Source organism: Kribbella sp. NBC_00382 (assembly GCF_036067295.1).
GTDB lineage: Bacteria > Actinomycetota > Actinomycetes > Propionibacteriales > Kribbellaceae > Kribbella.
This window is the reverse complement of record NZ_CP107954.1, coordinates 6,425,335-6,452,211: the sequence shown is the minus strand read 5'-3', so window position 1 is coordinate 6,452,211 and position 26,877 is coordinate 6,425,335. Positions and strand designations below refer to the sequence as shown.

Here is a 26,877-nt window from a genome sequence, read left to right as displayed (position 1 = left end):
ATGAGGCGGTATCTCCTCGGACGACTCTGGCAATCGTTGGTGACGTTGCTGCTGGCAACCATCGTGGTGTTTCTCGGGGTCCGTGCGTTGCCGGGCGATCCGGCGCTCGCGCTGGCCGGTGAGGATCGCGATCCGGAGTCGCTGCGCGCGATCCGGGAGCAGTACGGGCTCGATGACTCGATACTGGTCCAGTTCTGGCAGTTCGTCAGCCACGCCGCCCGCGGTGATCTCGGCCGCTCGATCAGAACGGGAGAGAGCGTGACGTCGATGCTCTCCAGCGCTCTCCCCGTGACGATCGAGCTCTCCGCTCTCGCGATCTTCGTCGCCGCTCTGCTCGGAGTCGGCGCCGGAGTCGTTGCGGCGGTACGCCGGGGCCGCCCGGCCGAGTGGGCCGCCAATGCCCTTGCCCTGTTGGGGTTGTCGGTCCCCAATTTCTGGCTGGGACTGATGGCGATCCTGTATCTCTCGGTCGCTCTCGGCCTGTTCCCGGCGTCGGGTTTCGTACCCTTCTTCGACAATCCGATCGACAACCTCCACCACCTCGTCCTGCCGGCGCTCATCCTCGGCACCGGTCTCGCGGCGGTGATCATGCGCCAGACGCGGTCGTCGATGCTGGACGCGCTCTCTGCCGACTACATCCGCACTGCCGAGGCCAAAGGCTTGCCGCAGCGAGCGGTGATCGGGCGGCACGCGCTCCGCAACAGCCTGATCGTGGTCGTCACGATCGTCGGCCTGCAACTTGGCGCGCTGATCTCCGGCGCTGTCGTGACCGAGCGGATCTTCGCGCTACCCGGCTTCGGCAAGCTGACGGTCGACGCCGTCTTCCAGCGCGACTACCCCGTGATCCAGGCGGTCGTACTGGTCACCGCGACGGCGTACATCGTCATCAACCTGCTCGTCGATCTCCTGTACTCCGTGATCGATCCGCGCATCCGGGTGCGAGGTGAAGCGTGATGGCCGTCGCCGAACCCGCCATCGCCACGCCACCGGCGACCTCCCGCCGCCGCAAGGTGGTCCGCCGGATGCTCCGCAACCCGCTCGCGATCGCAGGCCTCGTCGTCCTCGCGATCGCCGTCCTGGCCGCTGCCTTCGCCCCTTGGCTCGCACCCCAGGAGCCGACGCTGACCCATCTAGACCGAGCCTTCGCGCCACCCGGTACCGCCGGCTACGTGCTCGGCACCGACGATCTCGGACGCGACGTGCTGTCCCGGATCATGTTCGGTCTGCGTGCCTCGCTGCACGTCGGGCTGCTCGCGGTCGGGACGTCGCTGCTGATCGGCGTACCGCTCGGTCTGATGGCGGGGTACTTCCGGGCGATCGACGCGCTGATCTCCCGGTTCACCGATCTCGTGCTGGCGTTCCCGTTCCTGATCCTCGCGGTCGGCCTGGCCGCGATCCGGGGCGCGAGTCTCGGCAACGCGGCGATCGCGATCGGGATCGCCCAGATCCCCGGCGTCATCCGGATCGTCCGTTCAGAGACGTTGCGGCTGAAGTCTCTGGACTTCGTCGCGGCCGCGATCGTCGACGGCGCCGGTGACGTCTGGGTGCTCGGCCGGCACATCCTGCCGAACGCGGCCTCGGTCATCATCGTCCAGGCGACGGTCGCGATTCCGGCGGCGATCCTGGGCGAGGCGGTCCTCTCGTTCCTCGGCCTCGGCATCCAGCCGCCGGCACCGAGCCTGGGCACGATGCTCTCCGACGCCCAGCAGTTCGCGACCCGTGCACCCTGGGCCGCGGTGATGCCCGGCGTCGCGATCATGCTGCTGACGCTCGCGTTCAACATCGTCGGCGACAGCCTGCGCGATGCTCTCGATCCGAAGGCGAGCCGCCGATGACCGGATCAGTACTCGAGGTCAAGGACCTCTCCGTCACCTTCCGTACCGAGGACGGCCCGCTGTCGGCCGTCGACCACGTCAATCTGCAGGTCGCCGACGGCGAAGTACTGGCGATCGTCGGCGAGTCGGGCTGCGGCAAGAGCGTGACCGCGATGAGTCTGGCCGGTCTGCTCCCCCGCTCCGCGACCGTCGAAGGCTCGGTGCGGTTGGACGGCGTCGAGTTGATCGGAGCCGACAAGCGAACGCTCCGGTCGATCCGCGGCCGCGAGGTGGCCTACATCTTCCAGGAGCCGATGACCTCGCTGAACCCGGTCTTCACGGTCGGCTACCAGATCAGCGAGGTACTGCGCATCCACATCGGCCTGTCCAAGCAGGCAGCGCGCAAGCGGTCGATCGAGCTGCTCAAGCTGGTCGGCATCTCCTCGGCCGAGCGGCGGGTCGACGACTACCCGCACCAACTCTCGGGCGGGATGCGGCAGCGCGTGATGATCGCCATGGCCGTTGCCTGCGACCCCAAGGTGCTGATCGCCGACGAGCCGACCACGGCGCTCGACGTGACCATCCAAGCCGGCATTCTCGACGTACTGCGGGCGCTGCGCGAACGACTCGGCACCAGCGTCGTGCTGATCACCCATGACCTCGGAGTCGTCGCCGATCTCGCCGATCGTGTGGCCGTCATGTACGCCGGACGGGTGGTCGAGACTGCCGAAGTACACGAGCTGTTCGCGAAGCCTCAACACCCTTACACAGCAGGGCTTCTGGGCGCCTCACCATCGGCCGGCCGCCACGCGGGTTCGGACCGTCTCAACGAGATCCCTGGCCTGGTACCGGTCCTGGCGGAGCAGCCGGATGCCTGTACGTTCGCCGACCGGTGCCCGCGCGTCATCGACATCTGCAGGACGAAGGAACCCGTGTTGACCGCGGGTGTCGCCTGCTGGAATCCGGAGGGCAGATGACCGAGTACGCGCTGGAGCTCGAGAACCTCGTCATGCACTTCGGGCCGGTCCGTGCGGTCGACGGCGTCTCGCTGCGGATCCCGAAGGGTGCTGTCGTGGCGCTGGTCGGAGAGAGCGGTTCCGGGAAGTCCACGGTCGGCCGCTGCATCGTCCGGCTGCTGGAACCGACCGAAGGCACCGTCCGGCTCGCCGATGCCGACATCACCCACCTCAACCGTCGCCAACTCCGCCCGCACCGGCGGGACGTGTCGATCGTCTTCCAGGACCCGGCCGGCTCGCTCGACCCACGCCTGTCCGTCGGGGACATCGTGGGCGAACCATTGCGCCTCATGCGACAGCGGAGAGCGCTCCCTGCTGAGCAACGCGACATTCCGTCCGCGGTGGCCGAGGCGCTTCGTCGGGTCGGCCTCCGCCCGGAGGTGGCTCAGCGGTCGCCGCATGAGCTGTCCGGTGGGCAGCGACAGCGTGTGAGTATCGCCCGGGCGCTCATCTCGTCTCCCCGGCTGCTGGTAGCGGATGAGCCGACCAGTGCGCTCGACGTGTCGGTGCAGGCGTCGGTACTCAACCTGCTGGCCGACCTGCAACGGGACCTCGGGTTCGCCTGCCTGTTCATCACGCACGACCTTTCGGCCGTCGAGTACCTGGCTGATGAGGTAGCGGTGATGTACCTGGGCCAGCTGGTCGAGCAAGGGCCGCGGGAGCGCATCTTCGGCGTACCGGCTCATCCCTACACGCAGGCGCTGCTGTCGGCGGCTCCTGTGCCGGATCCGTCTACCCAGCGGGCTCGACGACCAGTACTGCTCGGGGACGACCTACCGTCGGCCATAGACCCGCCGGCTGGTTGCCGGTTCCACACGCGCTGTCCGGTGGCGATCGAGAAGTGCAGGACGGTGGTACCGGAGTCCAGGGTGATCGGGGAAGGTGGACACCGCGTCGCCTGTCACCTGGTCGGCGACGATGGCAGTGGACCCGACGTACGCGATCAAGCAGACACCACTAGAGGAGTTGCTCGATGACCTTCACCACCCGGCCCACTCTGCGCGGCACGTTCGGGATGGTCTCGTCCACGCACTGGCTGGCGTCCCAGTCGGCCATGCGGCTCCTGGAGCTGGGTGGCAACGCCTTCGACGCCGCTGCGGCCGCCGGGTTCGTGCTGCACGTGGTGGAGCCGCACCTCAATGGTCCTGGTGGTGAGGTACCGGCGATCATCGCTACTGCGGCCGACCCGACTCCGCGGGTTCTGTGTGGGCAGGGGGTGGCTCCGGCGGGCGCCACGATCGAACACTTCAAGGGGCTGGGGTTGTCGCTCATCCCGGGCTCCGGGCCGCTGGCGGCCGCAGTACCGGGTGCTGTCGATGCGTGGTTGCTACTGCTGCGGGATCACGGCTCGCTGCCGCTCCGGACGGTGCTGGAGCCAGCGATCGGGTATGCGCGCAACGGGCACCCTGTGCTTGCTCGGGTCGGCGATACGGTCAACACGGTCCGGGAGCTGTTCACGGAGCACTGGCCGACTTCTGCGGAGCTGTGGCTGCAGGGCGGCGCGGCACCGCGGGCAAATGAGTTGTTTCGCAATCCGGCGTACGCCGACACGCTCGAGCGGCTGTTGCTCGCGGCCGAAGAGGCTGGCGCGGACCGGGTGGCGCAGCTCGAGAGAGCGCGTACTACGTGGCGCCAAGGGTTCATCGCCGAGGCGATCGACCGGTTCTCGCGGTTGCCGCATCGCGATTCGAGCGGTGAGGACCATGCGGGGCTGATCACGGCTGACGATGTGGCGTCGTACGAGGCGACCTGGGAGGAGCCGACCACCTTCGACTGGCACGGGCACACGGTCGCCAAGACCGGGCCGTGGGGTCAGGGGCCGGCGCTGTTGCAGTCGCTGGCCGTCCTTGCCGAGCTGGGTGACCCGTCGGCGCTTGATCTGACGAGTGCCGAGGCCGTTCACACCACCACGGAGATCACCAAGCTGTCCTATGCGGATCGGGAGGCCTGGTACGGCGAGGGCGATGTGCCGCTCAAGACGCTGCTGTCGCCGGCGTATGCGGCTGAGCGGGCTGCGTTGGTCGGCGCAGCCGCGTCGTACGAGCTGCGGCCCGGTAGTCCGGATGGGCGAGTGCCGCGGCTGCCGTCGCTCGTGTCGGGGGTGGTGGGTGACGCGAGCACTGGTGAGCCGACGGTGGCGCCTGATGGCGGCACGCGCGGCGACACGTGTCATGTCGACGTGATCGACCAGTGGGGCAACGTCATCTCGGCTACTCCCAGCGGTGGGTGGCTGCAGTCGTCGCCGACCATCCCTGAGCTTGGCTTCTGTCTGGGGAGCCGCTTGCAGATGTTCTGGCTGGAGGAAGGGCTGGCGTCCTCACTCGCGCCGGGGCTGCGGCCGCGGACCACGCTCACGCCGACGCTGGTACTGCGGGATGGGACGCCGGTACTGGCCTGTGGCTCACCCGGTGGCGACCAGCAGGACCAGTGGCAGTTGCTGTTCCTCCTGCGACACCTTGCGGGCGGTCAGGACTTGCAGGAGGCCATCGATGCGCCTGCGTGGCACACCACTGCGTTCCCGTCGTCCTTCTACCCACGGGCGGCGGTACCGGGCAACCTCACGCTGGAGAGCCGCCTCGGCCCGGTAGTCCGAGACACCCTGATCAGCAAGGGCCACCAGGTCGTCGAATCCGCCCCCTGGAGCCTGGGCCGCCTCTGCGCAGTCTCCCGCACCGCCGACGGCGTACTAGCCGCAGCAGCCAACCCCCGAGGAATGCAGGGCTACGCCACCGGCCGCTAGGCGCCGCTAGGCGCGGAGTACCGGCTGGCTAGGCGGTTGGGCCGGCTAGGGCTGCGTTGGCTGCGGCCTCTACGTGGTCGCGGGCTGCTGCAGTCGCGGCAGCCCGGTCGCCGGCGGCTATGGCGTCCACTACTCGGATGTGCTCTTTCCACGAGTGCGGAGCTCGCTGGGCGGCGCCGAGCCGGAACACCCAGTGCACGTGGTGGTACATAGCCGCCGACAGCGACGCCAGCCACCGGTTCCCGCTGATCTCGATCACCGCGAGGTGCAGCGCGCTGTTCAGCTCGGCGACCTGATCGAAGTCCTCAGCCTCCGTGGCAGCGCTCGCGTCGTCCAGCAACTTCCGCAGCCGAGCGACATCCTCGCTGGTCGCCCGCTCAGCAGCCAGCCCGGCCGCCAGCGTCTCAAGCTGCTCTCGTACCGCGAACAGGTCCCGGATCGCCGTCTCGTCGAGCGTCGCCACTACCGCACCACGCCGCGGCAGGATCTCCACGAACCCCTCGGTCTCGACCACCCGCAACGCCTCACGCACCGGATTGCGCGACACCCCGAAGTCGTCCGCCAACCGGTTCTCGGTCAGCCGCTCACCCTGCTTGTAGTCCCCGTCGACGATCCGCCGCCGCAACTCGGCCAGCACCTGATCCCTGAGCGCAAGATGATCACCCCCGATCGTCCTCGCTACCTGTCCCCCGTACTGCTGGTCCACCCCGAGCTCCCCTCTGGCCATGCCTGGTTCCGCAGCACCCTACCCGCCAACGGCATCACCAGCCCGCACCAACCGCTCCCGCTGCAGCACGTCCAGCAGCCGGGCCGCGAACGCCCGCGGGAACATCGTGTTCCCGTTGTGCCCACCCGGAAACTCCACCACCTCCGAGCCCACCAGACCAGCCAGGATCTCAGCGCACTGGTAGTTCCACGCAGCGTGAGATGCCTCCCCCGCCGCAGCGATGATCCGTACGCCGCTTGCGACCGCCCTCACCACCGTCTCTGCGTCGAGAGCGTTCTCGCTGAGGCGGCTCAGGTCGTTCGTGAGGAAGAAGTCCATGTTCGCCACTCGCGCCGCGGTCGTCGGCTGCAGTACGACCTGAGGCTCGCGGGCCATCGCGTCGATGGTGATACCGGTCGCCTCCGCCAGCAACCGCAGCGCTGCCGGCAGACCGTCCTGGCGATAGGCAGCCTGGATGTCGGCCAACGTCTGCTCGATCCGTACTCGATCTGCCGCCGGCAGCAGTCCAGGAGTCGCCGGGTCATGAGCGATCAGCACGCTGACCTGCTCGGGGTGATCGGCGGCCAACTGCAGTCCGAGGAGCGCCCCGATGCTGCATCCCAGTACTACGGCCGCCTCATCGGTGAGTGCCGCCAGCAGCCGGTGCATGTCGTCGGCGTGCATCTCGGGGGTCACCGGCTGGTTGGGGTCGGTCAGGGGGCTGCGGCTGAGTCCCCTCCGGTCGTAGCTGACGACCGTGAAGTGGTCGGTCAACTGCCCGACCAGGTCTGCGGACCGGTCGGCATCACCGTCCCCACTCTGACCGATCAGCAGCAACGGGCCGTGACCGCGGACTTCGTAGTACAGCTCTGCTCCGGGGACCTTCAGCGTCTGTGTCATGCCGCCGACCATATTCCATCTATTTCGATACATCAAGATCGATGTACTGTGGTCGCATGAACGGAGTCGAGCTGTTCCTGCTGGGCCGGGCGTTGATGAAAATCGGCGAGCAGGCCCTCCCGTCGCCCCCGGCCGATGCGAAGACGACCGGCGGCAGCACCCGGACGGTGCTGGTGGTCGCGACCGACATCCGCGACCACCCCGACAGCGCGATCGGCGAGATCGCCACCCGCACCGGACTCCCCCAGAGTCAGGTCTCGACCGCCGTCGCCCGCCTGAAGGAGGCCGGCTCGATCGAGACCGCCCCCGACCCCGCCGACCGCCGCCGCAGCCTCGTCCGCCCCGCCGGCGACATCTCCCCCCGCGTCAAAGACGTCCGCACCACCACCATCGACACCGCCCTCCTAGCAGCCACGGGCACCACGGACCTCGCAGTCCTTAAAACCCTGACCGAAGCCCTCAACACCCTCGCCCACCACCTACAGCCGTCAAATCAACCCGGCTAATCGATACAGCACCAAAGGCCCAGCAACTGCGACGTTGAGACTCCCCCCGGTGCCGATCATTGGGATCTCCACGACCAGGTCCAGCTGCTCCAGCGCCTCCGGTGGAATGCCATCGCGCTCATGGCCCAGTACTGCGATCGTCCGGTTGCGTGCCGCCGGAAGATCACCCAGGCGGACCGACTCGTCGGCCAGTTCGACCCCGACGACGGTCGTGTCGTCGCGCTGCTTCTGGTCGATCAGCCAGCGGACGGGATCGTGACCGGTCCAGTGCACGCAGGTCCTGCGTTTCAGCGTGTTGCCATGAGCCAGCGCATCCGGCACCCACGGCAGCTTCGGTACTGCGAGACAGGCTCCGACCGCATCGCAGGTGCGGAGCAGCGTACCGAGATTGACGCCGTACTTCGGCCAGAGCGGCGCGATCAGCAGATGGTCCCAGCAGGAATGGGATCGGAGGCGTCGTTGGCGTTTCAGGTCTTTCGGGCTACGCACCAGCGCGGCACTCATGCCGCAGCGGGAACGAACCTCCCGCACAAGAGATGTGTCATGCCCACGAGTTTAGGCGAGGCCGGCGTCCTGGGCCAGGACGGCTACCTGGACGCGGTTGTGGTAGTCGAGTACCTATGACGTGGCGGGCCAGGGTAGCCAAGCGTGCAGGCGGAAGCAGCTCGTGGTGGTGGGGCCGTGGTCGAGAGTGCCACCGGCGAGTTTCGCCCGCTCTGCGAGCCCGACCAGGCCTACGCGGGAGCCTGCGCCAGGAACACTGTCCACCAACGGGTTGCGGACCTCGATCGACAAGCCGTTGCCTGCGGCCCCGGATACGACGATGGTGACGGGCTGGCCCGGAGCGTGTTTGCGCGCGTTGGTCAGCCCCTCCTGGATGATCCGGTAGCCGTGCCGGCCGGTAGCCAACGGAATGGACTCGGGAGGCGATGAGAGCGGGGTGAACATCACGGTCATCCCCGCGGTGCGCGACTCCTCGACCAGCGTGTCGACGTCAGCCAGGCCAGGTTGCGGTCGACGGTCGCCCGGAGCGGCGGAGTCGGGCGAGCGTAGTACGCCGACAATCTCGCGCAAATCCTCCATGCACTCGCGGGCACTCGAGCGGATCACCCCGGCCGCCTGCGCGAGCTCATCGGACGGCATCTCCGGCCGGAACTCCAGCGCTCCCGCATGGACGCTCAGCAGCGACAACCGATGCCCGAGCGCGTCGTGCATCTCCCGCGCGATCCGCTCCCGCTCGCGGCGCCGCCCCTGCTCGACGCGCAACTCCTGCTCCTCCTCGGCCCGCCGGGCACGCTCCGCCAGCGACACCATCAGCTCCCGGCGGGTTCGTACAACGATGCCCCAGGCAACGGCTGCCACGCAGAGCAGGCTGGTGAGGCTGACCACCATCCAATAGACGTAGGGGATCGAGCGCGCCGGCGGATAGATCCAGAACTGCAGCACACACGACAGCACCGCCGCCACACACCCGAGCACACTGACGATTGGCCGCCGATGCACCGCCAGGCTGAACAGAGCCAGCCCACTCGAGCTCCCAACGGTCGGGAGGAACGCGGACAGCACGATCAGCACTAACGCGATTCCCAGCGGCCACTTGCGCCGCAACATCAGTGAGACCGCCGCCAGCACGCCAATCGTCGCGTGCAGCGCCACCGGCGGGTTGATCTTCGAGCCGTCCGGGACAGCCAGCCCGATCACGCTCGCCGCCATGCCCAGCACGACGAACGTCACGTCCACGATCCAGTCCCGCGGCGTACGACGGCCGTTGCCCGGGGCACCCAGTGAGCCCGGACTGATCATCGCCGCCAGCAGTCCGGGCCGGTCCAGCTCGATCGTCATACTTCAGACGGTAACGCCCAGAGCGTCAGCTCTTGAGGATCTTGAGCACCGCCGCGGTCGTGATCGGGTGATATCCGGGTCGCGCGGTCGCGAACACCTCGTTCGCGAACTCGCGGCCGGAAGCGGTCCGCACCAGTGCCTTGTAGACGGGCAGCACCAGCTTCATCCGGCCCACCCGGGTCAGGAAACCGGCCAGTTCGTCGTACGCCGGGCTGTAGGTGCTCGCGGCAACGATCGAGTACCAGCGACGGGCGATCTCGCCGTTCGCCGTACCGGTGAGAGCGAACTCGCGATCCAGCTGCTGCAGCTGATCGGCCGTCAGCACGTCCGGCGCAGCGTCGAGGAAGCGGAGCCACTCCTGCGTCGTCCAGTGCTTCGCGCCCTCAGGCAGCTCGCCGGTCGACAGCCAGCGTTCTCGCGACTCGTCGACGACCTCGAACCGCGCGGAGATCGCTCTCTCGGCAAAGGCCGGGATGCCCGGCTCATCGAGCCAGGCAGCAACCTCTTCCGCGGTCACCACACCGGGGTGCTTGTCCAGCAACTGCTCCTGCAGATGCCCGACGAAGTCCTCCGAGTTGATGCTCTGGAAGGCGAACCGGTCGAAGTACCCGTGCAGGAAGGGATCGAAGATCTCCCGCGTGAACCGCTCCTCCAGCCAGGTCAGGAACCAGCAGCCCTTGAGCGGGCCGAGGCCGGTCGTGCCGCGGTACTGCGACCGGTGATTCAGCCCCGGCAGCTCGGCCGCCTGCTCCGCCGCCGAGAGCGGATCCAGCTTCACCACGGTCGCGTGCTGCTTGATCGCCGTCTCCATCACGGCCAGCTCGTTGCCGTAGACCGCCTCTACGATCCGGTACTCGACGTACGCCGTGAAGCCCTCGTTGAGCCAGATGTCGTCCCAGCTGTCCTGGGTGACCAGGTTGCCCGACCAGCTGTGCGCCAGCTCGTGCGCCACGACGTTGACCGCCGACTTGTCGCCGATCACCAAGGTCGGGGTGGCGAACGTCATCCGCGGGTTCTCCATCCCGCCGTACGGGAAGGACGGCGGCAGTACGAGGAGGTCGTAGCGGCCCCACCGGTACGGTCCGAAGAGCGACTCGGTGACCCGGATCATCTCCTCTATGTCGGAGAACTCCGTCGCCGCCCGCTTGGCCATCTCGGGCTCGGCCCAGACGCCCGTCCGGGTGCCGATCGGCTCGAACACCAGGTCGCCGGCCGCGATCGCCAGCAGGTACGACGGGATCGGCTCGGGCATCGTCACGTCGTACGACCCGGTGCGGCGCGACTGGGTGCCGTTGTCGGCGCTCATCAGGACCATCAGCTCAGGCGGGGCCGTGACGTGGGCGGAGTAGCTGAAGCGCACGCTCGGAGTGTCCTGGACCGGGACCCAGCTCCGGGCGTGGATGTGCTGGGACTGGCTGAACATGAACGGCATCACGCCGCCGGCCGTCATCGCCGGCTCCAACCACTGCAGGCCGGACGCCGTCGGGGCGGTCCGGTAGCTCACCCGCACCTGCTCGTGCTGCCCGGTCCGGATCGTCAGCGCCGAGCCCAGCTCGTTGTCGGGCACCGCCAGGCTGTACTCGAGCGGCTCCCAGTCCCCTTCGACCGCACCCTCCACCGCGAGGATCGTGAGATCCCGCGTGTCGAGGACCAATCGGTCGCCCGGGCCACTCCAGGCGAGCGTGTGCGTGGCCGTGCCGGACAGCACTTTGGCGGCGAAGTCCAGGTCGAGGTCCAGCGCGAGGTGGGTGGTGCGCACCAACGCCGGTTCGGCGTAGGAGTGGCGATCGTGGCTCACAGGGGCTCCCGAGGCAGAATGTCGTTCGCAGGACATTACCCACGCAACGGCTCGATGACGCGGCCGATTAGGGCCACGGGCAGCACCGTGCCAAAACCGGTTCAGACGGGATACCCCTGCTGGATCAGCAGAATGGGGGCAGGATGTCGCAGCGGCGGCCGGAGCTGGTCCTTCAGCGGAAGCCGTTCGGATCCTGGTTGCTCGGCCCGGCCGGCCAGTCACCGCTACAGCTACGGATCCGCGCTCAGCTGCTGCTGACCGTCTTCTGCGTCGGCACCAACATCATCGGCGCCTCGGTCGTCTTCGTGCTGGCCGTCTTCGTCCTGCCGGGACCACCGATCAACGACGAACTGAGCCTGGTCCGGACGATCGCGGTTCCGGCGTACTTCGTGATAGCACTGGCCGTCGGGGTGGTCGTTAGCACCCGGCTCGCCGTACGGACCACCAAGTGGGTCCTCGATGGCAGGCCTGCGACACGCAGGGAGCAGATCGCCACGCTCCAGCTACCTCTGCGGCTGACCCTCGTCGAGGTCTTCCTCTGGTCGCTGGCCACGGTCTTCTTCACCGGGCTGACCCTCGCGCTGCAGCCAGAGAGCGTTCTCCGCGTGCTGGTCACCATCGTCGACGGCGCGATCGTCACCTGCACAGTCTCGTATCTGCTGTCCGAGTTCACCCTCCGGCCGATCGCCGCGCGGGCGCTGGCCGACCAGGCGCCACCCAGACGCCTGCTCTCGGCGGGCCTGAAGGCGCGGACGATCTTCTTCTGGGCGGTCGGTTCCGGGGTACCAGTGCTCGGGCTGATGCTCACGGCGTTGCTCGCCTTGATCGACAGGGACGTCTCGCCGACCCGGCTGGCGGTCATCATCCTTGCCCTGGGCACCGTTGTGCTGACCTGTGGTGGCTTCCTCACGTTCTTGACCGCCCGGTCGGTGGTCGCGCCGGTTCGCTCGGTGCGGAACGCGCTGGCGGTGATCGGCGACGGGGATCTGAACGTCCAGATCCCGGTCTTCGACGGTACCGAGCTGGGGTCACTGCAGGCGGGCTTCAACCGGATGGCGGCCGGCCTGCGTGAGCGCGAGCGGATTCGCGATCTCTTCGGGCGGTACGTCGGACCCGACGTGGTGCGGGAGGCGTTGGCCAGTGACGCTCTCGGCGGCGAGGAACGCTTCGCCGCGGTCCTTTTCGTCGATCTGATCGGGTCGACCCAGCTCGCCGCGGACCGGGCGCCCGGCGAGGTGGTGCAGCTGCTGAACAGATTCTTCGAGATCGTGGTCGATGAGGTGGACCGCCAGGGCGGCTTCGTGAACAAGTTCGGCGGCGACGCGGTGCTCGCGATCTTCGGCGCCCCGGCCGAGCTGCCCGACCCTGCAGGGAGCGCTCTCCAAGCAGGCCGGGCGCTGGCCCGCCGCCTGGTCGATGAGTTGCCTGAGGCAACGGCTGGTATCGGCGTCACCGCCGGCACAGTCGTTGCGGGTACGGTCGGGGATGTTCGGCGGCACGAGTACACCGTCATCGGCGACCCCGTGAATGAGGCAGCTCGCCTGACCGAGCTGGCCAAGACCGTTCCCGGCCGCTTACTCGCCTCCATGGCTGCTGTCGACGAGTCCGCTCCGGCGGAGGCCGCCCACTGGAAGGCCGGCGAAGAAGTCACCGTCCGCGGCCGCAACCGCCCGACCCAGCTAGCGATTCCCACCTAAGTACTCGTGAAGCAGTGCCGCGCCGTGCAGCATGGCGCGGGTCCGACGGTCGTGCGCCGCTCGTCGCTCCGCCACGGCTGCACGCAATGCCTCGGTGCTCCCGGTCTGCCGCAACCCGTCCAGCACCGGCCGGATCTGGTCGAACCCGTACCGCCCGCGCCGCAACATCGCAATAATCCGCGCATCCCTGACCTGTACTGGCCCATACCGCCGGTACTTCGTCCCCGCCTCCCGCACCGGCATGAGCAACTCCGCCGCCTCCCAGACCCGCAACGTCGACGTCCGTACGCCGAGCTGCGCCGCCAACTCCCCCACCAGCAGGTCAGGCCCGTTCACCACCGGTACGCCGTCGAGGAACTCCTCGGCCGCCTCCCCCAGCGCCTCACTCGCCACATCCGTGGCCAGCCGCTGCTCGTGCAACCCAGCATGGCTCGCATCGATCAACCGGAACGCAAGTGCCTGATCCCCATCGTGGACAGCCCGCATGATCGCCGTCGCGGTCTCATGCCCGAACCCAGGGACCAGCGCCCGAAACGTCAGCATCGCCTGCAGATGCACTTCGTCGTACTGGCGATAGCCGGACTGGCTCCGCGGCACCTCGGGCATGATGCCGACCGTCTCGTAGTTGCGCACCAGCTGCGTCGAGATCCCGGCCCGGCGCGCCAGATCGACCGGTCGCAGGGCCATCCGTCAGCGCCCGCCAGCGACGTCGACCATCGAGCCGGTCATGTAGGACGCGCGATCCGAGGCCAGGAACGCGATCAGCTCGGCGACCTCCTCGACCTTGCCCGGCCTGCCCAGCGGCGGCGTACCGCCGATCCGCTCGAGCCGGCCCTCCTCATGAATGTCCGTATCGATCAGCCCAGGCCTGACGCCGAGCACGCGAATGCCTTCCTTCGCGACCTCGTTCGCCAGCCCGACCGTCATCGTGTCGACCGCCGCCTTGCTGCTCGCATAGTCGACGTACTCACCCGCCGACCCCAGCACGGCTCCGCGCGACGAGACATTGATGATGACTCCCCCAGCTCCACCGCTGGCGGTCGACATCCGCCGTACTGCGGCACCCGCGACCAGGAACGCCCCGATCGTGTTGATCCGGAACACCCGCTCCAACCGCTCGACGTCATAGTCGGCCACCCGCCCGCTCGGCGACACGATCCCCGCATTGTTGACCACGGCACCAATCGCCCCGAGCTCACCGGTCACCGCATCGAAGAGCTGCTCGATCTGCTCCGACTCAGCGACATCAGCCTGTACGGCGTACGCGCGCCGCCCGATCTTCTCGCAAGCTGCGACCACCTGCGCTGCCTCGTCCGACCGCGTGCGGTAGCTGATCCCGACATCCCAGCCATCCGTCGCCAACGCGATCGCCGCGGCCGCACCGATCCCGCGGCTGCCACCAGTGACCAACGCCGTACCGCGGCGAGCTCCTGTCTCAGTCATGCGGCCCAGCCTTTCACGCAGGCGGTCTGAACACCGCCAGCTGGACCTCGTTGTCGTCGAACCCCAGCCCCCGGTAGATCCGGATCGCGAGATAGCCGGGATCGGCGACCATCACCAACGTCTGCGCACCCAACTCGTCGAATCCGTACCGCGAGGCGCGATACACGAGCGTGCTCGCGATGCCCTGGTTCCGATCCGCCGGCCGGGTCTGCACGTTCTGGAAGCGCGCGACCCCCGACCCGTCCGACGCCAGCCCGAGTGAGGCCTGCAGCCGACCGCCGTCGAAAGCACCGAACCAGCGCGCGTGCCCGGTCTCGCAGAGCTTCCGCTCCGCCTCCATCCGGCGCCGGCTGAACTCCCGGTACTCCTCGTCGACCGTCATCGTGGCGCACTCCAGCGACACCTCGAGCGTCTGCTCCCAGTCGTCGTCGCTGCTCAGGTACCGGTACTGCGAGGTCTCGTTCGGCCGGGCCGGCTCGCGTACTCCGGCCGCGGTCATCACCGTGCTGCGGTCGACCTCCAGGCCCTGTGCCTTGACCTCGTCCTCGCTGTCGACCTCACCGTCGATGCTGTCGATGCCGAGCGCGACGTGCTTCGCGTCGGGGAACTCGCGGTGGAAGGTCTCCTCTCGCGCAGCAGCGTCGCCCGGCGCGAACGGCGTACGGAAGAGCAGGTAGTTGCCCCACCAGAACAACGGATTGGCCGGCGTACGGACGACGACGTAGTCGCCCTGGTCGGTCAGCACGGAGCCGCTCAACTGCAGCAGCATCAGGTCGGTTCGGTAGCCGAGGCTGGTGAAGTCCACCTCACCATCGTCGCGGGTCGCGTCAAGACGATTTGCGCGACGGCCGCCACTTGGGGCTTTCGCCGCTCTGGGCCGCCGCGGCGATGTTGCGTTGCATGCCGCCGAAGACGATGCCGTGGAAGGGCTTGATCGCCCACCAGTACAGGTGCCCGGGCAGTCCATGCGGATGGAAGAGCGCCCGCTGCCGGAAGATCGTTCGCTTGTCGTCATCGGTGTCGACGATCAGCTCCAGCCAGGCGAGTCCGGGCAGTCGCATCTCGGCGCGCAGCCGGAGCAGCTTGACGTCCTCGATCTCCTCCACCCGCCACCAGTCGAGCGGGTCGCCCACGGACAGGTCGTTCGGGTTTCGCCGGCCGCGGCGCAGGCCGGGTCCGCCGAAGACCCGGTCGAGGACTCCTCTGGCCCACCAGCCCAGTCGCCAGGAGTACCAGCCGTTGCCGCCGCCGATCCCCTCGATCACCGACCAGAGTTGCTCGGGAGTCGTCGCGATCGCGCTCTCCCGCTCATCGACGTACAAGGAACCACCCGACCAGTCCGGGTCGCCCGGTAGCGGATCACTCGGCGCACCAGCCATGGACGCGGAGGCCCAGCTGGTCGAAACGTCGAGTTCCTGGACTCGCTTGAGCGCGAGCTCGACGGCCTGGTCGAAGCCGATCAGGCCGCTGGCGGGGTCGGCGACGTACTGCTCGATGTCGTGTTCCTTGCAGACCACCTCGTGGATAAGGCTGTCCACCAGGGGTCTGGCGATGCTGTTCGGCACGGGCGTCACGAGGCCGACCCAGTGGCTCGACAGCGACGGGGTGAGCAGCGGAAGGGTGACGATCCGCCTGGTGCTGAGGTGGGCGACAGCGGCGTACCGCTGCATCATGGCGCGATAGGTCAGTACGTCCGGACCGCCGATGTCGAAGCCCCGGCTGACCTCGGGCGGCATCGACGCGCTGCCGACGAGGTACAGCAGAACATCGCGTACTGCGATCGGCTGGATCCGCGTGTGCAGCCAGCGCGGGGTGACCATCACGGGCAGTCGGTCGGTCAGGTACCGGAGCATCTCGAAGGAGGCCGATCCCGAACCGAGGATGACGGCGGCGCGCAGCACGGTCGTCGGTACGCCTGAAGCGAGCAGAATCTCGCCGACCTCGCGCCGCGAGTCGAGGTGGGGCGAGAGCTCCTCGCCCTGCGGGTAGAGGCCGCCGAGGTAGACGATGCGTCCGACCCCGGCGTCGCGAGCGGCCGCGCCGAAGGTCAGCGCGGTGTGGCGGTCGCGGGACTCGAAGCGCTTGCCGGTGCCCAGGGCGTGGATCAGGTAGTACGCGACGTCGACGCCTTCGAGCGCCGCATCGAGTTGGTGCCGATCGCCGGCATCCGCCTCGACCACCTCGACGTCGTCGTACCACTCGCGATCGCGGAGGCGGCGCGGATTGCGAGCCATCGCCCGGACCCGGTAGCCGGCCTTGAGCAACTCCGGCACGAGCCGGCCGCCGATGTACCCGGTGACGCCTGTGACGAGAACCAGCTTGTTCGTATCCATGTGGGTCGTCCAGTGCCCTTTTAGCGGCCGGATCATGCCCTTTGACATGCAGCCACTTGACTGCCTATTGTGCCTTAGGCAGCCAAGTGGCTGCATGAACGGAGTGGTGATGGACGACGAGGTGTTCCGCGCGCTGGCCGATCCGAGCCGGCGGCAGTTGCTGGACAGCTTGAACGAGCGCAACGGGCAGACGCTGAGTGAGCTGTGCGCCGGGCTGTCGATGGCTCGGCAATCGGTCAGTAAGCACCTCGCCGTGCTCGAGGGCGCGAACCTCGTCACCACCGTCCGGCGCGGCCGGGAGAAGTTGCACCACCTGAACGCCGAGCCGATCAACGCCATCGCGGATCGCTGGATCAACCAGTACGACCGGCGGCGGGTTCAGCTGTTCGCCGACCTCAAGACAGCATTGGAGACAGAACCAGTGAGCGACAACGACTTCGTCTACACGACCTACATCAAGACCACGCCCGAGCGGCTCTGGCAGGCCCTCACCGATCCGTCCTTCACCCAGGAATACTGGGGTGTGCAGCACATGACCGACTGGAAGGTCGGCTCGCCGATCGACTGGGTGATGGGCGACGTCACGATGTCCGGCCCCGGCCAAGAGGTGCTCGAGTACGACCCGTACCGGCGGTTCGCGTTCACCTGGCACCACATCACGCCGGAGTTCGCCAAGGCCACCGAGATGGACGACGAACTGGTGGCGAAGACGAGCGCCGAGCCGCTGTCGCGGGCGAGCTTCGAGTTGGAGCCGGACGGCGACCAGGTGAAGCTGACCGTGATCCACACCGGCTTCGAGCCCGGTAGCGCCATCCGCGCGATGATCGACGAGGGCTGGACCAAGCTGATCTCGGACCTCAAGTCCTTCGCGGAGTCCGCGGACTTTCAGGCTGCGCTGGAGAAGGTCGGCTAGCGTTGAGGCGTGCCGAACAGCAATCGTCTAGGTGAGTACTTGCGGGCGAGGCGTGAACGCGTCCAGCCGGAGGACGTTGGGCTGCCACCCGGCGGAAGGCGCCGCGTGCAAGGCCTGCGCCGGGAGGAGCTGGCGCTGCTCGCAGGGATCAGCAGCGACTACTACATGCGGCTGGAGCAGGGTCGAGATCTACATCCGTCCGACCAGGTGCTCGACGCCCTCGCCAAGGTGCTCCAGTTGTCGCCTGACGCGACCGCGCACTTGCACGATCTCGCTCATCCGGTCGAGGTCCGCGGACTGGCGGGGAGCATCGATGACGTCCCGCCGAGTTTGCTGCGGCTCATCAACAGTTGGACCACGACGCCGGCGTACGTCCAGGACAGGTTGCTGAACATCTTGGCGTCGAACGCGATCGCGGTCGAGCTGTCCCCTGACTACAAAGTCGGCAGCAACCTGCTCCGTCAGGTCTTCCTGGATCCAGAAGAGCGGCTGTTCCGGCGGGAGTGGGATCTGATCACCGCGAACGGCGTCGCCGCCTTGCGCGCGCAGGTCGGCTCCAACTTGGACGACCCAGACCTGATCCTCCTGGTGGACGAGCTCTCCGCCGGCAGCGATCGCTTCAGGGAGCTCTGGAACCGGCACGACATCGTCGCCCGCATCGGCGGCGTCAACCGTCTCAACCACCCCGCCGTGGGTCATCTGGACCTGCAATCCGAGAAACTTCAGATCAACGGCCCGGAGGGTCTAACCCTCTGCATCTTCCACGCCGACGACCACTCCCCCACCGCCGAAGCCATGGCAGTACTCGCCGCCCGCTCGATGGCCACCTCTCCCACCACATGATGCCGCTGTCGGTCAGCACGATCGGGTCGCTGCCGTACCAGGTCGGCGGTATGAGATGGGCGGGGTGCGGTGCGCCGACCGCTACGGCCGCGCCGGCCCCGCGCTGCTTGGCGGCGGCTGCTGCTACGGGCGGCGATGGATGAGGAGTGGGAGGACTGCGGCGGCGCCTGACTCTCGTAGCTTGGCGGCGGCTACTGTGATTGGCCATTGGGAGGATGAGGCGTCGACGACCAGGAGGACCGAACGGTCGGTGATTGACTGGGCGGTTGATGGGTCGACTGAGATGCCGTCTCGCCAGACCTTTGCCTCCTCGGCGGAGGAGAGGTCGTCGGCGAAGGCGGAGCCGTCGACTGTCAGCTCGGCTCGTTCGAGGCGGCCGATCTCGGCCAAGTGGTTGGCGATCTCGGTGACCAGCTGGCGATGACCTGCTGCCGGCAATGTCACCACGACCTCCGGACGACGCGACCAAGCGTCGCGCCAGCGGGACAGCGCCGCGACACAGCCTGCCTTCAGTGCATCGAGCGAAGCCGCATCAGGGGTCGAGCTGAAGACGGAGCGGATTACCTCGCGCCACTCCGGCGCGTCGGCATAGACGATGCTCCGGCCAGGCTCGGCCGATAGGGCCGGTGGGATCTTGCCCTTCGCACCGAATGCCCCACCCGGCCACATCTTGCGTGGCTCCAGCACATGCGTCTCGCCGCGCAACATCCGGGTGATCGCCTCGACCGTCTCCGGCTCGGGCTGCGCACTCAACGGATCCGGCAACAACCCCAGACACACCGAGCACCGTCCGCACCGCTCCGCCGACGGATCGTCCAGCGACTCCTGCAGTAGTTGCATGAGGCAACGTTCGCCGCGAGTGTAGGCGCGCATGATGTCCGCCTCGCGCCGCCGTACCGACACGATGCCGTCGTAGTGCGCCGCGTCGAAGGTCCAGTCGGTGGCAGTACGCACCCAGCCGCGCTCAACCCGCTCGACCGCACCGTCGACCGCCAGCTGCTTCAGCATCAACTCGACGCGTCCACGCCGCAGCCCGGTCTCCGCCTCGAGTGAAGGAACGGTCGCCGGTTGATCCGGCGCATAGGCCTCCAACCCACGCAGCAGCCGATTGACCTGCTCAGGCACCGGAATCGTCGCAGTGGCGAAGTAGTCCCACACGCCCGCATCGGCATCGGACGGCAGCAGCGCCACCACCGCATGATCGATGCCACGCCCAGCACGCCCGACCTGCTGGTAGTACGAGACCGGCGACGGCGGCGACCCCACATGCACCACGAACCCAAGGTCAGGCTTGTCATAGCCCATCCCAAGCGCCGACGTCGCAACCAACGCCTTCAACTCGTTGCCCCGCAAGGCATCCTCGAGCCGCTCCCGCTCCCCCGCCTCCAGCTGACCCGTGTACGCCGCAACGGGAACAGCCGCGCCATGCACCTCCTGGATCGCCGCCGACAACCGTTGCGCATCCGCCACCGTCAGCGTGTAGACGATGCCCGACCCCGGCAGCTTCGGCAGATGGTCGACCACCCACGCGAACCGATCCAACGGCGACAACTTGTCCACGACGGACAACTGCAGGCTCGACCGAGCCAGCGGACCACGGAGTACCAGCGTCGACTCACCCAACTGATGCGCCACATCATCGGTCACCCGCGCATTGGCCGTCGCCGTCGTCGCGAGCACCGGTGTCTCCGGGTTCAGCTTCTGCAGTACGTCGGACACCCGCCGATAGTCAGGCCGGAAGTCGTGCCCCCAGTCCGAGACGGCATGCGCTTCGTCGATCACCAGCAAGCCGATCTGCCCGGCCAATGCATCCAACACGCGCCGACCGAAGCCCGGGTTGGCCAGCCGCTCCGGAGATACCAGCAGTACGTCGATCGCGCCCGAACGCAGCTCGCTCTCGATCCCGGACCAGTCGTCCACGTTCGACGAGTTCAGCGTCGCCGCCCGCAGACCGGCCCGGCCGGCGGCGCCGACCTGATCACGCATCAACGACAGCAAGGGTGAGACCACCAAGGTCGGCCCGGCGCCTTCCGATCGGCGGATCGCCGTCGCGGCCCAGTAGACCGCCGACTTGCCCCAGCCGGTCGCCTGGACGACGAGCACCCGCGCGTTCGGCTCGCACAACGCCGCGACCGCGGTCTCTTGGTCAGCCCGCAGACTCGCGCCGTCCCCGGCGATCGCGCGGATCAGCCCCGCGGCGGTCGCAGCCCGATCATCCGACAGCTTGATGTCACCCATGCAGACGACCCTAGACGCCGCCACCCCCACCCCGCTGGCCCGCCTCGGCAACCTGTGGACAACTCCCTCCCCCACCCCCGCGCCCACCGCCCACCCCACCTCGCTGCGCCGCCCCTCCGCATCCCACCCATTTGGGTGGACAACCCCTCAAAGTGTGGGTTGCCACCCCGGATTCAAGGGTGACAACCCACAACCTCAGGGGTTAACCACCCAAATGCGCCGAGGGACAGGCCGGGCGGACGTGGCGGGCGTGGCGGGCGTGGCGGGCGTGGCGGGCGGCGTGGGAGTTCGCGGCAGGTGGATCCGGGGCGGAGGCTCGATGGCGCGGGTGGGGTTAGCGGCAGCCCGCCGGGTGACAGGGCTCGCCGGCCGGGTGGCAGGGCTCGCCGGCCGGGTCGACCAGTCGCTGCGGGCCGGGGCCCTTGGTTGCCAGGGCGTCGTACGGATTGGCCAGTGCGCAGCGGTCGAGGGAGAGGCAGCCGCAGCCGACGCAGTCCTTGAAGTCGTCGCGGAGTTGTTCCAGGTGGACGATCCGGCGATCCAGCTCGACCTGCCAGCACTCGGAGATCCGTTCCCAGTCTTGCCGCGTCGGTGTCCGGTTGTCCGGCAGCAGGGCGAGGATCGCGGCCACCTCAGCGAGCGGGATGCCGACCCGCTGGGCGATCCGGATCATCGCCACCCGCCGCAGGGTGTCGCGCTTGTACCGGCGCTGGTTGCCCGACGTCCGGCGGCTGATGATCAGGTTCTGCCGCTCGTAGAAGTGCAGCGCGGAGATCGCCACCCCGCTGCGCTCCGCCAGCTGCCCGACCGTCAGCTCGCCCGGCTCGATCTCCACGTCGTCGCCCTCCCACGGTCAACCTCAACTAATGTCGAGGCTAACCGAGCGGCTACGCCACGGCGATCCGGCGTCCGATACTCGCCGACATCAACGCTGCCGCCGCACACAGCCCGCCGGCGAGGTACCAGGCCAGGTTGTAGCTCCCCTGCGCATCCCGGATCGCCCCCGCACCGGTGGCCGCGATCGCCGCGCCGACTTGGTGCGACGCGAACACCCAGCCGAACACGATCGGCCCGTCCACCCCGAACCACTCCCGGCACAACGCGACCGTCGGCGGCACAGTCGCCACCCAGTCCAGCCCGTAGAAGATGATGAAGACCCAAACGCTCGGCTGCGCGGTCGGCCCGAGCAAGGACGGCAGTACCAGCAGCGAGAGCCCACGCAGCGAGTAGTACGCGATCAACAGGTACCGCGGGTCCCACCGGTCCGTCAGCCAACCCGACACGATCGTCCCGCCCACATCGAAGACTCCGACCAGCGCGAGCAGTGACGCAGCAGTGGTCGGCGGCATCCCGTGGTCGTGGGCAGCCGTCACGAAGTGCGTTCCGACCAGGCCGTTCGTCGACGCACCACAGATCGCAAACCCACCGGCCAGCATCCAGAAGGCCGGCCGATGCATAGCCCTCCACAGCGCGCTCAGAGCCCGTACTCCGCTATTGCCCGTCGTCTTGACCCGCTGCCCCGCAGTACTCCCCTCCGGAGCGCCGTACGCCCGCAACCCCACATCACTCGGGTAGTCGCGGAGGAACAGCAACACCAGCGGTACTACGGCAAGCGCCGCGCCAGCCGCGACCAACGCGGGCACCCGCCACCCGTAAGCCCCAGCCAGGTGAGCGATGAGGGGAAGGAACACCAACTGCCCAGTCGCACCAGCCGCAGTCAGGATGCCTGTCACGAGTCCACGGCGCTCCACGAACCAGCGACCGGTGATCGTCGCGACGAACGTCATCGACATCGACCCGGTACCGACTCCGACCAGCAGCCCCCAGCAGAGCAGCAGCTGCCAGGACGAGTGCATGAAGATCGTCAGCCCGCTGCCGAGCGCGATCAGGACCAGCGCGCCACTGACCACCTTGCGCAGACCGAGACGGTCCATCAGCGCCGCGGCGAACGGCGAGATCAGGCCGTACAGCAGCAGGTTGATCGACACGGCCGCAGAGATGGTCGCGTGCGACCAGCCGAACTCCTCGTGCAACGGGTCGAGCAGCACGCTCGGCACGGACCGGAAGCCGGCCGCACCGATCAAGGTGATGAAGCCGACGGCGGCGACGGGCCAGGCGCGGTGCAACCGCCGCCGGGTCGTCTTCTTGTCCAGAATCTCGGTCACCAGCCGAGTCTGCGGGAGGAGTCTTCACCGAACCAGTGGCCAGACCGCCACCATGTGTCAAGATGTGGCCATGGGTACTCAGCGCACACCGCACCGGGTCGCCGTACTGGCCCTGGAGCCGGTCGTCGGATTCGACCTGACCATTCCGCCGACCGTGCTCGGCGAGGCGACCACCGCCGACGGGACCCGCCTGTACGACGTGAAGATCTGCGGACTGGAAGCGGGCAAGCCGGTCCGGGCCGCCCTCGGGTTCACCGTGATTCCCGACCACGGCGCCGAGGCGCTCGCCGAAGCCGACACCGTGATCATCGCGGGCACGTACATCCCGCAGCCACGCCACGACGGCACCCTGCCCGACGACCTGGCCGCGGCGCTGGCGACCATCCGTCCGGACGCCCGGATCGCGTCGATCTGCACCGGAGCCTTCGTACTCGGCGCCGCCGGCCTGCTCGACGGCCGGCCTGCGACGACGCACTGGCAGCGCGCCGACATGTTCCGCGCGCTCTACCCGAAGGTGCTGCTCGACGAGGACCTGCTCTTCATCGACGACGGCGACATCATCACCTCGGCCGGGCTCGCCGCCGGCGTCGACCTCTGCCTGCACCTGATCCGCCGCGACTTCGGCAGCGAAGTCGCCAACCGCGCCGCCCGGCACTGCGTCGTCGCACCCTGGCGCGATGGCGGTCAATCGCAGTTCATCGAGCGCCTCGTACCGGACGAAGGCACCGACGGTACTGCGCCCACGCGAGCGTGGGTCCTCGATCGACTCGGCGACGAAATCACCCTCGGCGCGATGGCCGAGCACTCCCGGATGAGCGTCCGCACCTTCAGCCGCCGCTTCAAGGCCGAGACCGGCCAGTCCCCCGGCAACTGGCTGCTCCAGCAACGCGTCCGGCATGCCTGTCACCTACTGGAGACGACCGGCCTCCCCGTCGAACGCGTCGCCGAAGCGGCCGGCCTGGGCACCGCCGCCTCGCTCCGCCACCACCTGCGCAACGAGGTCGGTATCCCACCCCTTGCCTACCGCAAAACCTTCCGCGCGAGCTGACGCCGGCCTCGCGCGGACGACTCAGACGATCGCCAACTCGTGCGGCCGTTGGTTCACCGATTCCACGCCGTCCTCGGTGACGATCACGATGTCCTCGATCCGCGCACCCCAGCGACCCGGCTGGTAGATGCCCGGCTCGATGCTGAACGCCATCCCTGGTTCGAGAATCAGCTCGTTCCCGCTGACAATGTACGGCTCTTCATGCACATCGAGCCCGATCCCATGACCCGTCCTGTGGATAAAGAACTCACCGAAGCCCGCAGCCGCGATGACCTCACGCGCGGCCGCGTCGATCGACTCCGCACTCACCCCCGGCCGCACCGAGTCGACGGCGGCCTGCTGAGCCAGCCGCAACACCTCGTACGTCGCCACGACATCAGCCTCACGAGGCTCCCCGACCGAGTACGTCCGAGTGGAGTCCGAGTTGTACCCCTCCGCAATCGGCCCACCGATATCAACCACCACCACATCGCCCGCCTCGATCACCCGATCCGACAGCGAGTGATGCGGACTAGCACCGTTAGGCCCGCTCCCCACGATCACGAAGTCGGCCGCGACATGCCCTTCCTCGACAATCGCCGCCTCAATGTCCGCGCCAACCTCAGCCTCGGTACGCCCCGCCCGCAACCACTCCCCGACGCGCGCATGCACCCGGTCGATCGCGGCGCCGGCCCTCCGCAACGCCTCGACCTCGGCCGCGTCCTTGCGCATCCGCAGCTCGCGCACGATCGGGCCCGCGAGCACCTGCTCGGCGCCGGGCAACGCGGCCCGCATCGCCAGCACATGCAGAGCCGGAGTGAAGTCGCTGACCGCCACGCGATCGGGCTTGCCGAGTCGCTCGACGGCGACGGCGTACGGGTCGTCGCCGTCGACCCAGGTGACGACGTCGATACCGAGCTCGGCGGTCGGTACGTCGTCATACCCGGGTGCTTCCAGCTTCGGTACTACGAGAGCCGGTCGGCCGTCCGCTGGGATGACGAGTGTGGTGAGGCGTTCGAGCGAGCCGCTCTCGCGGCCGAGCAGGTAGCGCAGGTCGGAGCCGGGCGCGATCAGCAGCCCGGTGCCGGCGGCCGCCTCCCTCGCGCGCTCCAGCCGGGAACGCAGTACGGCGGAATCTGTCTGTGGCGAGTGCGAAGATCTGCGAGACATAACTCCGACCGTACTGCGGAAGGGCATCACCATGGCGCTTCACCACGTCTCCTTCGGCGAGGGCACTCCGGTGCTCGCGTTGCACGGCTGGACTCCCGACCACCGGCTGATGACCGGTTGCCTCGAGCCGATCTTCGCGAACCGCCCCGGCTACCGGCGGCTCTACCCGGACCTGCCGGGGATGGGCAAGAGCGCGGCCGACGGGATCGACAGCTCGGACGGCATCATGGCTGCGCTCCGCGAGTACATCGACAACGAGATCGGCGCCGAGCCCTTCATCCTGATCGGCGAGTCGTACGGCGGCTATCTGGCGCGCGGCCTGGTCGCCGAGCGGCCTGACCAGATCCTCGGTCTCGGCCTCATCTGCCCGATCGGCGTCGCCCTCGAGCACGCCGAGCGGACAGTGCCCGAGCACGTCGTACTGGAGTCCGACCCAGCCGTGCTCGCGACGCTGACTCCGGAGCAACTCGCGGACTTCACCGAGATCGCCGTACTACAGACCGCCGATGTCCTGCGGCAATACCAAGAGGACGTCGAGCCGGGGCTGGACGCGGCCGACCTTCGGGCGATGGCTCGGATCCGCCGCAACTGGGCCCTGACGATCGCCCCGGAGAGCGGTCCCGTCTACACGCGGCCATCGCTGATCCTCTGCGGCCACCAAGACTCCGTCACCGGCCATGTGGACCAGTACGCGCTGCTCCCGCACTATCCCCGCGCCTCGTACGCCGTCCTCGACCGGGCCGGCCACAATCTCCAGATCGAGCAACCCGCGCTGCTCGGGGTATTCGTCAACGACTGGCTGGAGAGGATCGCCAGGGAGGCTACCAGTGGGTAATGTCGGAGTATGGAGACTGGGAAGCGTCCGTTCGGGTGGCCACTGCTTGTCGCGTTGACCAACGGGCGGACCCGGATCCCCGACGACCAGCTGGCCTTCGCCGTGCGCGGCAAGATCGTGCTGGTGACGGGCTCGTCGTACGGGATCGGCGAGGCGACGGCCAAGCGGCTTGCGCGCGCGGGTGCGACCGTGCTGCTGCTGGCACGGACCGCCGCGCAACTCGAGGCTGTCGCGGAGGAGATCCGGGCCGAGGGCGGGAAGGCTTTTGTCTACCCGGCGAACCTGGCCGAGCCGGACGCGGTCGAGGCTGTTGTCGCGACGGTGCTGGCGGAGCACGGACATGTCGACGTGCTGGTGAGCAACGCGGGCAAGTCGATCCGGCGGTCGGTCGCGGACTCCTATCAACGGTTCCATGACATCGAGCGGACGAACTCGGTGAACTACCTCGGGCCGGCCAAGCTCGTACTCGAGTTGCTGCCGTCGATGCGCGAGCGCGGCTCCGGGCACATCGTCAACGTGTCGACTGCGGGGGTACGGACTCCGCCGATGGCGCGGTGGTCGGCGTACCTGGCGTCGAAGAGTGCCTTCGACATGTGGCTGCGGTGCGTGTCGCAGGAGGTGCGCGACGACGGGGTGACGACGTCGACGGTCTACATGGGGCTGGTGCACACGCGGATGAGTTCACCGACAGCGTTGCTGAACAGCATGCCTGGGTTGAGCCCACAGCAGGCGGCCGATCAGGTCTGCGCCGCGGTGGCGAACAAACCGCACAACATCACTCCGCCGTTCGTCCGGCCTGCCGATGCCTTGGGCAACCTCTTCCGGGTGCCGACCGACCGGCTGTTCGAGCAGTACTTCCGGCTCACCAACCGGCAGCGCAAGGAGAAGTGA

General features: G+C 68.2%; 25 protein-coding genes. 12 read left to right on the top strand and 13 right to left on the bottom strand.

Going from position 1 to position 26,877, the window contains the following annotated elements:
- Genes OHA70_RS30705 through OHA70_RS30685 form a run of 5 tightly spaced genes read left to right on the top strand, consistent with a single transcriptional unit; the run spans window position 1 to window position 5,570 of the window.
- Window positions 1-954, top strand: coding sequence for an ABC transporter permease (locus tag OHA70_RS30705; protein ID WP_328323435.1), 954 nt, complete (start codon window positions 1-3; stop codon window positions 952-954).
- Window positions 954-1,835, top strand: a complete 882-nt coding sequence (locus OHA70_RS30700; protein WP_328323433.1) for an ABC transporter permease — start codon at window positions 954-956, stop codon at window positions 1,833-1,835. The genes OHA70_RS30705 and OHA70_RS30700 overlap by 1 nt, the downstream gene beginning before the upstream one ends.
- Entirely contained in the window at window positions 1,832-2,791 is a 960-nt protein-coding gene (locus tag OHA70_RS30695) for an ABC transporter ATP-binding protein (RefSeq protein ID WP_328323431.1), read from the top strand. Before OHA70_RS30700 ends, OHA70_RS30695 begins: the two co-directional genes overlap by 4 nt.
- Window positions 2,788-3,807, top strand: coding sequence for an ABC transporter ATP-binding protein (locus OHA70_RS30690; protein WP_328323429.1), 1,020 nt, complete (start codon window positions 2,788-2,790; stop codon window positions 3,805-3,807). Before OHA70_RS30695 ends, OHA70_RS30690 begins: the two co-directional genes overlap by 4 nt.
- Entirely contained in the window at window positions 3,804-5,570 is a 1,767-nt protein-coding gene (locus OHA70_RS30685) for a gamma-glutamyltransferase family protein (protein ID WP_328323428.1), read from the top strand. Before OHA70_RS30690 ends, OHA70_RS30685 begins: the two co-directional genes overlap by 4 nt.
- Window positions 5,571-5,598: 28 nt before the next feature.
- Here the strand turns inward: OHA70_RS30685 and OHA70_RS30680 are convergent, their stop codons facing one another.
- Complete coding sequence (locus tag OHA70_RS30680) at window positions 5,599-6,297, bottom strand: GntR family transcriptional regulator (protein WP_328323426.1); 699 nt, start codon at window positions 6,295-6,297, stop codon at window positions 5,599-5,601.
- A gap of 18 nt (window positions 6,298-6,315) precedes the next feature.
- On the bottom strand, window positions 6,316-7,176 hold the full coding sequence (locus OHA70_RS30675) for an alpha/beta fold hydrolase (RefSeq protein WP_328323424.1): 861 nt from the start codon (window positions 7,174-7,176) through the stop codon (window positions 6,316-6,318).
- Window positions 7,177-7,232: 56 nt separating this feature from the next.
- Here OHA70_RS30675 and OHA70_RS30670 point away from each other — a divergent pair, with 56 nt between their 5' ends.
- The gene (locus OHA70_RS30670; RefSeq protein ID WP_328323422.1) at window positions 7,233-7,682 is read left to right on the top strand and encodes a MarR family transcriptional regulator; all 450 of its coding nucleotides are present in this window, start codon (window positions 7,233-7,235) and stop codon (window positions 7,680-7,682) included.
- Here the strand turns inward: OHA70_RS30670 and OHA70_RS30665 are convergent.
- The 3 genes from OHA70_RS30665 to OHA70_RS30655 all read right to left on the bottom strand — a co-directional run bounded on the left by OHA70_RS30665 (window position 7,665) and on the right by OHA70_RS30655 (window position 11,322).
- Entirely contained in the window at window positions 7,665-8,171 is a 507-nt protein-coding gene (locus OHA70_RS30665; protein WP_328323420.1) for a TrmH family RNA methyltransferase, read from the bottom strand. The genes OHA70_RS30670 and OHA70_RS30665 overlap by 18 nt on opposite strands.
- Window positions 8,172-8,300: 129 nt before the next feature.
- A complete protein-coding gene (locus tag OHA70_RS30660) occupies window positions 8,301-9,524 on the bottom strand; it encodes a sensor histidine kinase (RefSeq protein WP_328323418.1) in 1,224 nt (407 codons plus the stop codon).
- A 25-nt stretch (window positions 9,525-9,549) separates the two neighbouring features.
- On the bottom strand, window positions 9,550-11,322 hold the full coding sequence (locus OHA70_RS30655) for a M1 family metallopeptidase (RefSeq protein WP_328323416.1): 1,773 nt from the start codon (window positions 11,320-11,322) through the stop codon (window positions 9,550-9,552).
- Between the two features lie 143 nt (window positions 11,323-11,465).
- Here OHA70_RS30655 and OHA70_RS30650 point away from each other — a divergent pair, with 143 nt between their 5' ends.
- Window positions 11,466-13,019 (top strand): adenylate/guanylate cyclase domain-containing protein, encoded by a 1,554-nt coding sequence (locus OHA70_RS30650; protein ID WP_328323414.1) that lies wholly within the window; start codon window positions 11,466-11,468, stop codon window positions 13,017-13,019.
- On the opposite strand, the gene OHA70_RS30645 is transcribed toward OHA70_RS30650, so the two are convergent.
- The 4 genes from OHA70_RS30645 to OHA70_RS30630 are packed head-to-tail and all read right to left on the bottom strand — an operon-like array spanning window position 13,002 to window position 16,795.
- Window positions 13,002-13,706 carry a MerR family transcriptional regulator gene (locus tag OHA70_RS30645; protein WP_328323412.1) on the bottom strand — a complete coding sequence of 235 codons (705 nt, stop codon included), beginning with the start codon at window positions 13,704-13,706 and terminating at the stop codon, window positions 13,002-13,004. The genes OHA70_RS30650 and OHA70_RS30645 overlap by 18 nt on opposite strands.
- Window positions 13,707-13,709: 3 nt before the next feature.
- Window positions 13,710-14,462 carry an SDR family oxidoreductase gene (locus OHA70_RS30640; RefSeq protein ID WP_328323410.1) on the bottom strand — a complete coding sequence of 251 codons (753 nt, stop codon included), beginning with the start codon at window positions 14,460-14,462 and terminating at the stop codon, window positions 13,710-13,712.
- 13 nt (window positions 14,463-14,475) lie between these two features.
- Complete coding sequence (locus tag OHA70_RS30635; protein WP_328323408.1) at window positions 14,476-15,267, bottom strand: GNAT family N-acetyltransferase; 792 nt, start codon at window positions 15,265-15,267, stop codon at window positions 14,476-14,478.
- Between the two features lie 22 nt (window positions 15,268-15,289).
- A complete protein-coding gene (locus OHA70_RS30630; RefSeq protein WP_328323406.1) occupies window positions 15,290-16,795 on the bottom strand; it encodes an SDR family oxidoreductase in 1,506 nt (501 codons plus the stop codon).
- A 94-nt stretch (window positions 16,796-16,889) separates the two neighbouring features.
- Between OHA70_RS30630 and OHA70_RS30625 the strand changes: the two genes are divergently transcribed.
- Both OHA70_RS30625 and OHA70_RS30620 read left to right on the top strand, forming a co-directional pair.
- The gene (locus OHA70_RS30625; RefSeq protein WP_328323403.1) at window positions 16,890-17,708 is read left to right on the top strand and encodes an ArsR/SmtB family transcription factor; all 819 of its coding nucleotides are present in this window, start codon (window positions 16,890-16,892) and stop codon (window positions 17,706-17,708) included.
- A gap of 9 nt (window positions 17,709-17,717) precedes the next feature.
- A complete protein-coding gene (locus tag OHA70_RS30620) occupies window positions 17,718-18,551 on the top strand; it encodes a helix-turn-helix transcriptional regulator (protein WP_328323401.1) in 834 nt (277 codons plus the stop codon).
- A 123-nt stretch (window positions 18,552-18,674) separates the two neighbouring features.
- On the opposite strand, the gene OHA70_RS30615 is transcribed toward OHA70_RS30620, so the two are convergent.
- From OHA70_RS30615 to OHA70_RS30605, 3 genes are all read right to left on the bottom strand, one after another.
- Window positions 18,675-20,789: a RecQ family ATP-dependent DNA helicase gene (locus OHA70_RS30615; RefSeq protein ID WP_328323399.1), complete on the bottom strand. Its 2,115-nt coding sequence runs from the start codon at window positions 20,787-20,789 to the stop codon at window positions 18,675-18,677.
- Between the two features lie 334 nt (window positions 20,790-21,123).
- On the bottom strand, window positions 21,124-21,624 hold the full coding sequence (gene soxR / locus OHA70_RS30610; RefSeq protein ID WP_328323397.1) for a redox-sensitive transcriptional activator SoxR: 501 nt from the start codon (window positions 21,622-21,624) through the stop codon (window positions 21,124-21,126).
- 52 nt (window positions 21,625-21,676) lie between these two features.
- The gene (locus OHA70_RS30605; RefSeq protein WP_328323395.1) at window positions 21,677-22,954 is read right to left on the bottom strand and encodes an MFS transporter; all 1,278 of its coding nucleotides are present in this window, start codon (window positions 22,952-22,954) and stop codon (window positions 21,677-21,679) included.
- 70 nt (window positions 22,955-23,024) lie between these two features.
- Between OHA70_RS30605 and OHA70_RS30600 the strand changes: the two genes are divergently transcribed.
- Window positions 23,025-24,002, top strand: a complete 978-nt coding sequence (locus OHA70_RS30600) for a GlxA family transcriptional regulator (protein ID WP_328323393.1) — start codon at window positions 23,025-23,027, stop codon at window positions 24,000-24,002.
- Window positions 24,003-24,023: 21 nt separating this feature from the next.
- Here OHA70_RS30600 and OHA70_RS30595 read toward each other — a convergent pair whose 3' ends face one another.
- Entirely contained in the window at window positions 24,024-25,151 is a 1,128-nt protein-coding gene (locus tag OHA70_RS30595; protein ID WP_328323391.1) for a M24 family metallopeptidase, read from the bottom strand.
- A gap of 31 nt (window positions 25,152-25,182) precedes the next feature.
- On the opposite strand from OHA70_RS30595, the gene OHA70_RS30590 reads away from it, so the two are divergent.
- Window positions 25,183-25,986, top strand: a complete 804-nt coding sequence (locus OHA70_RS30590; RefSeq protein WP_328323389.1) for an alpha/beta fold hydrolase — start codon at window positions 25,183-25,185, stop codon at window positions 25,984-25,986.
- Window positions 25,987-25,995: 9 nt separating this feature from the next.
- Window positions 25,996-26,877: an SDR family NAD(P)-dependent oxidoreductase gene (locus tag OHA70_RS30585; protein WP_328323387.1), complete on the top strand. Its 882-nt coding sequence runs from the start codon at window positions 25,996-25,998 to the stop codon at window positions 26,875-26,877.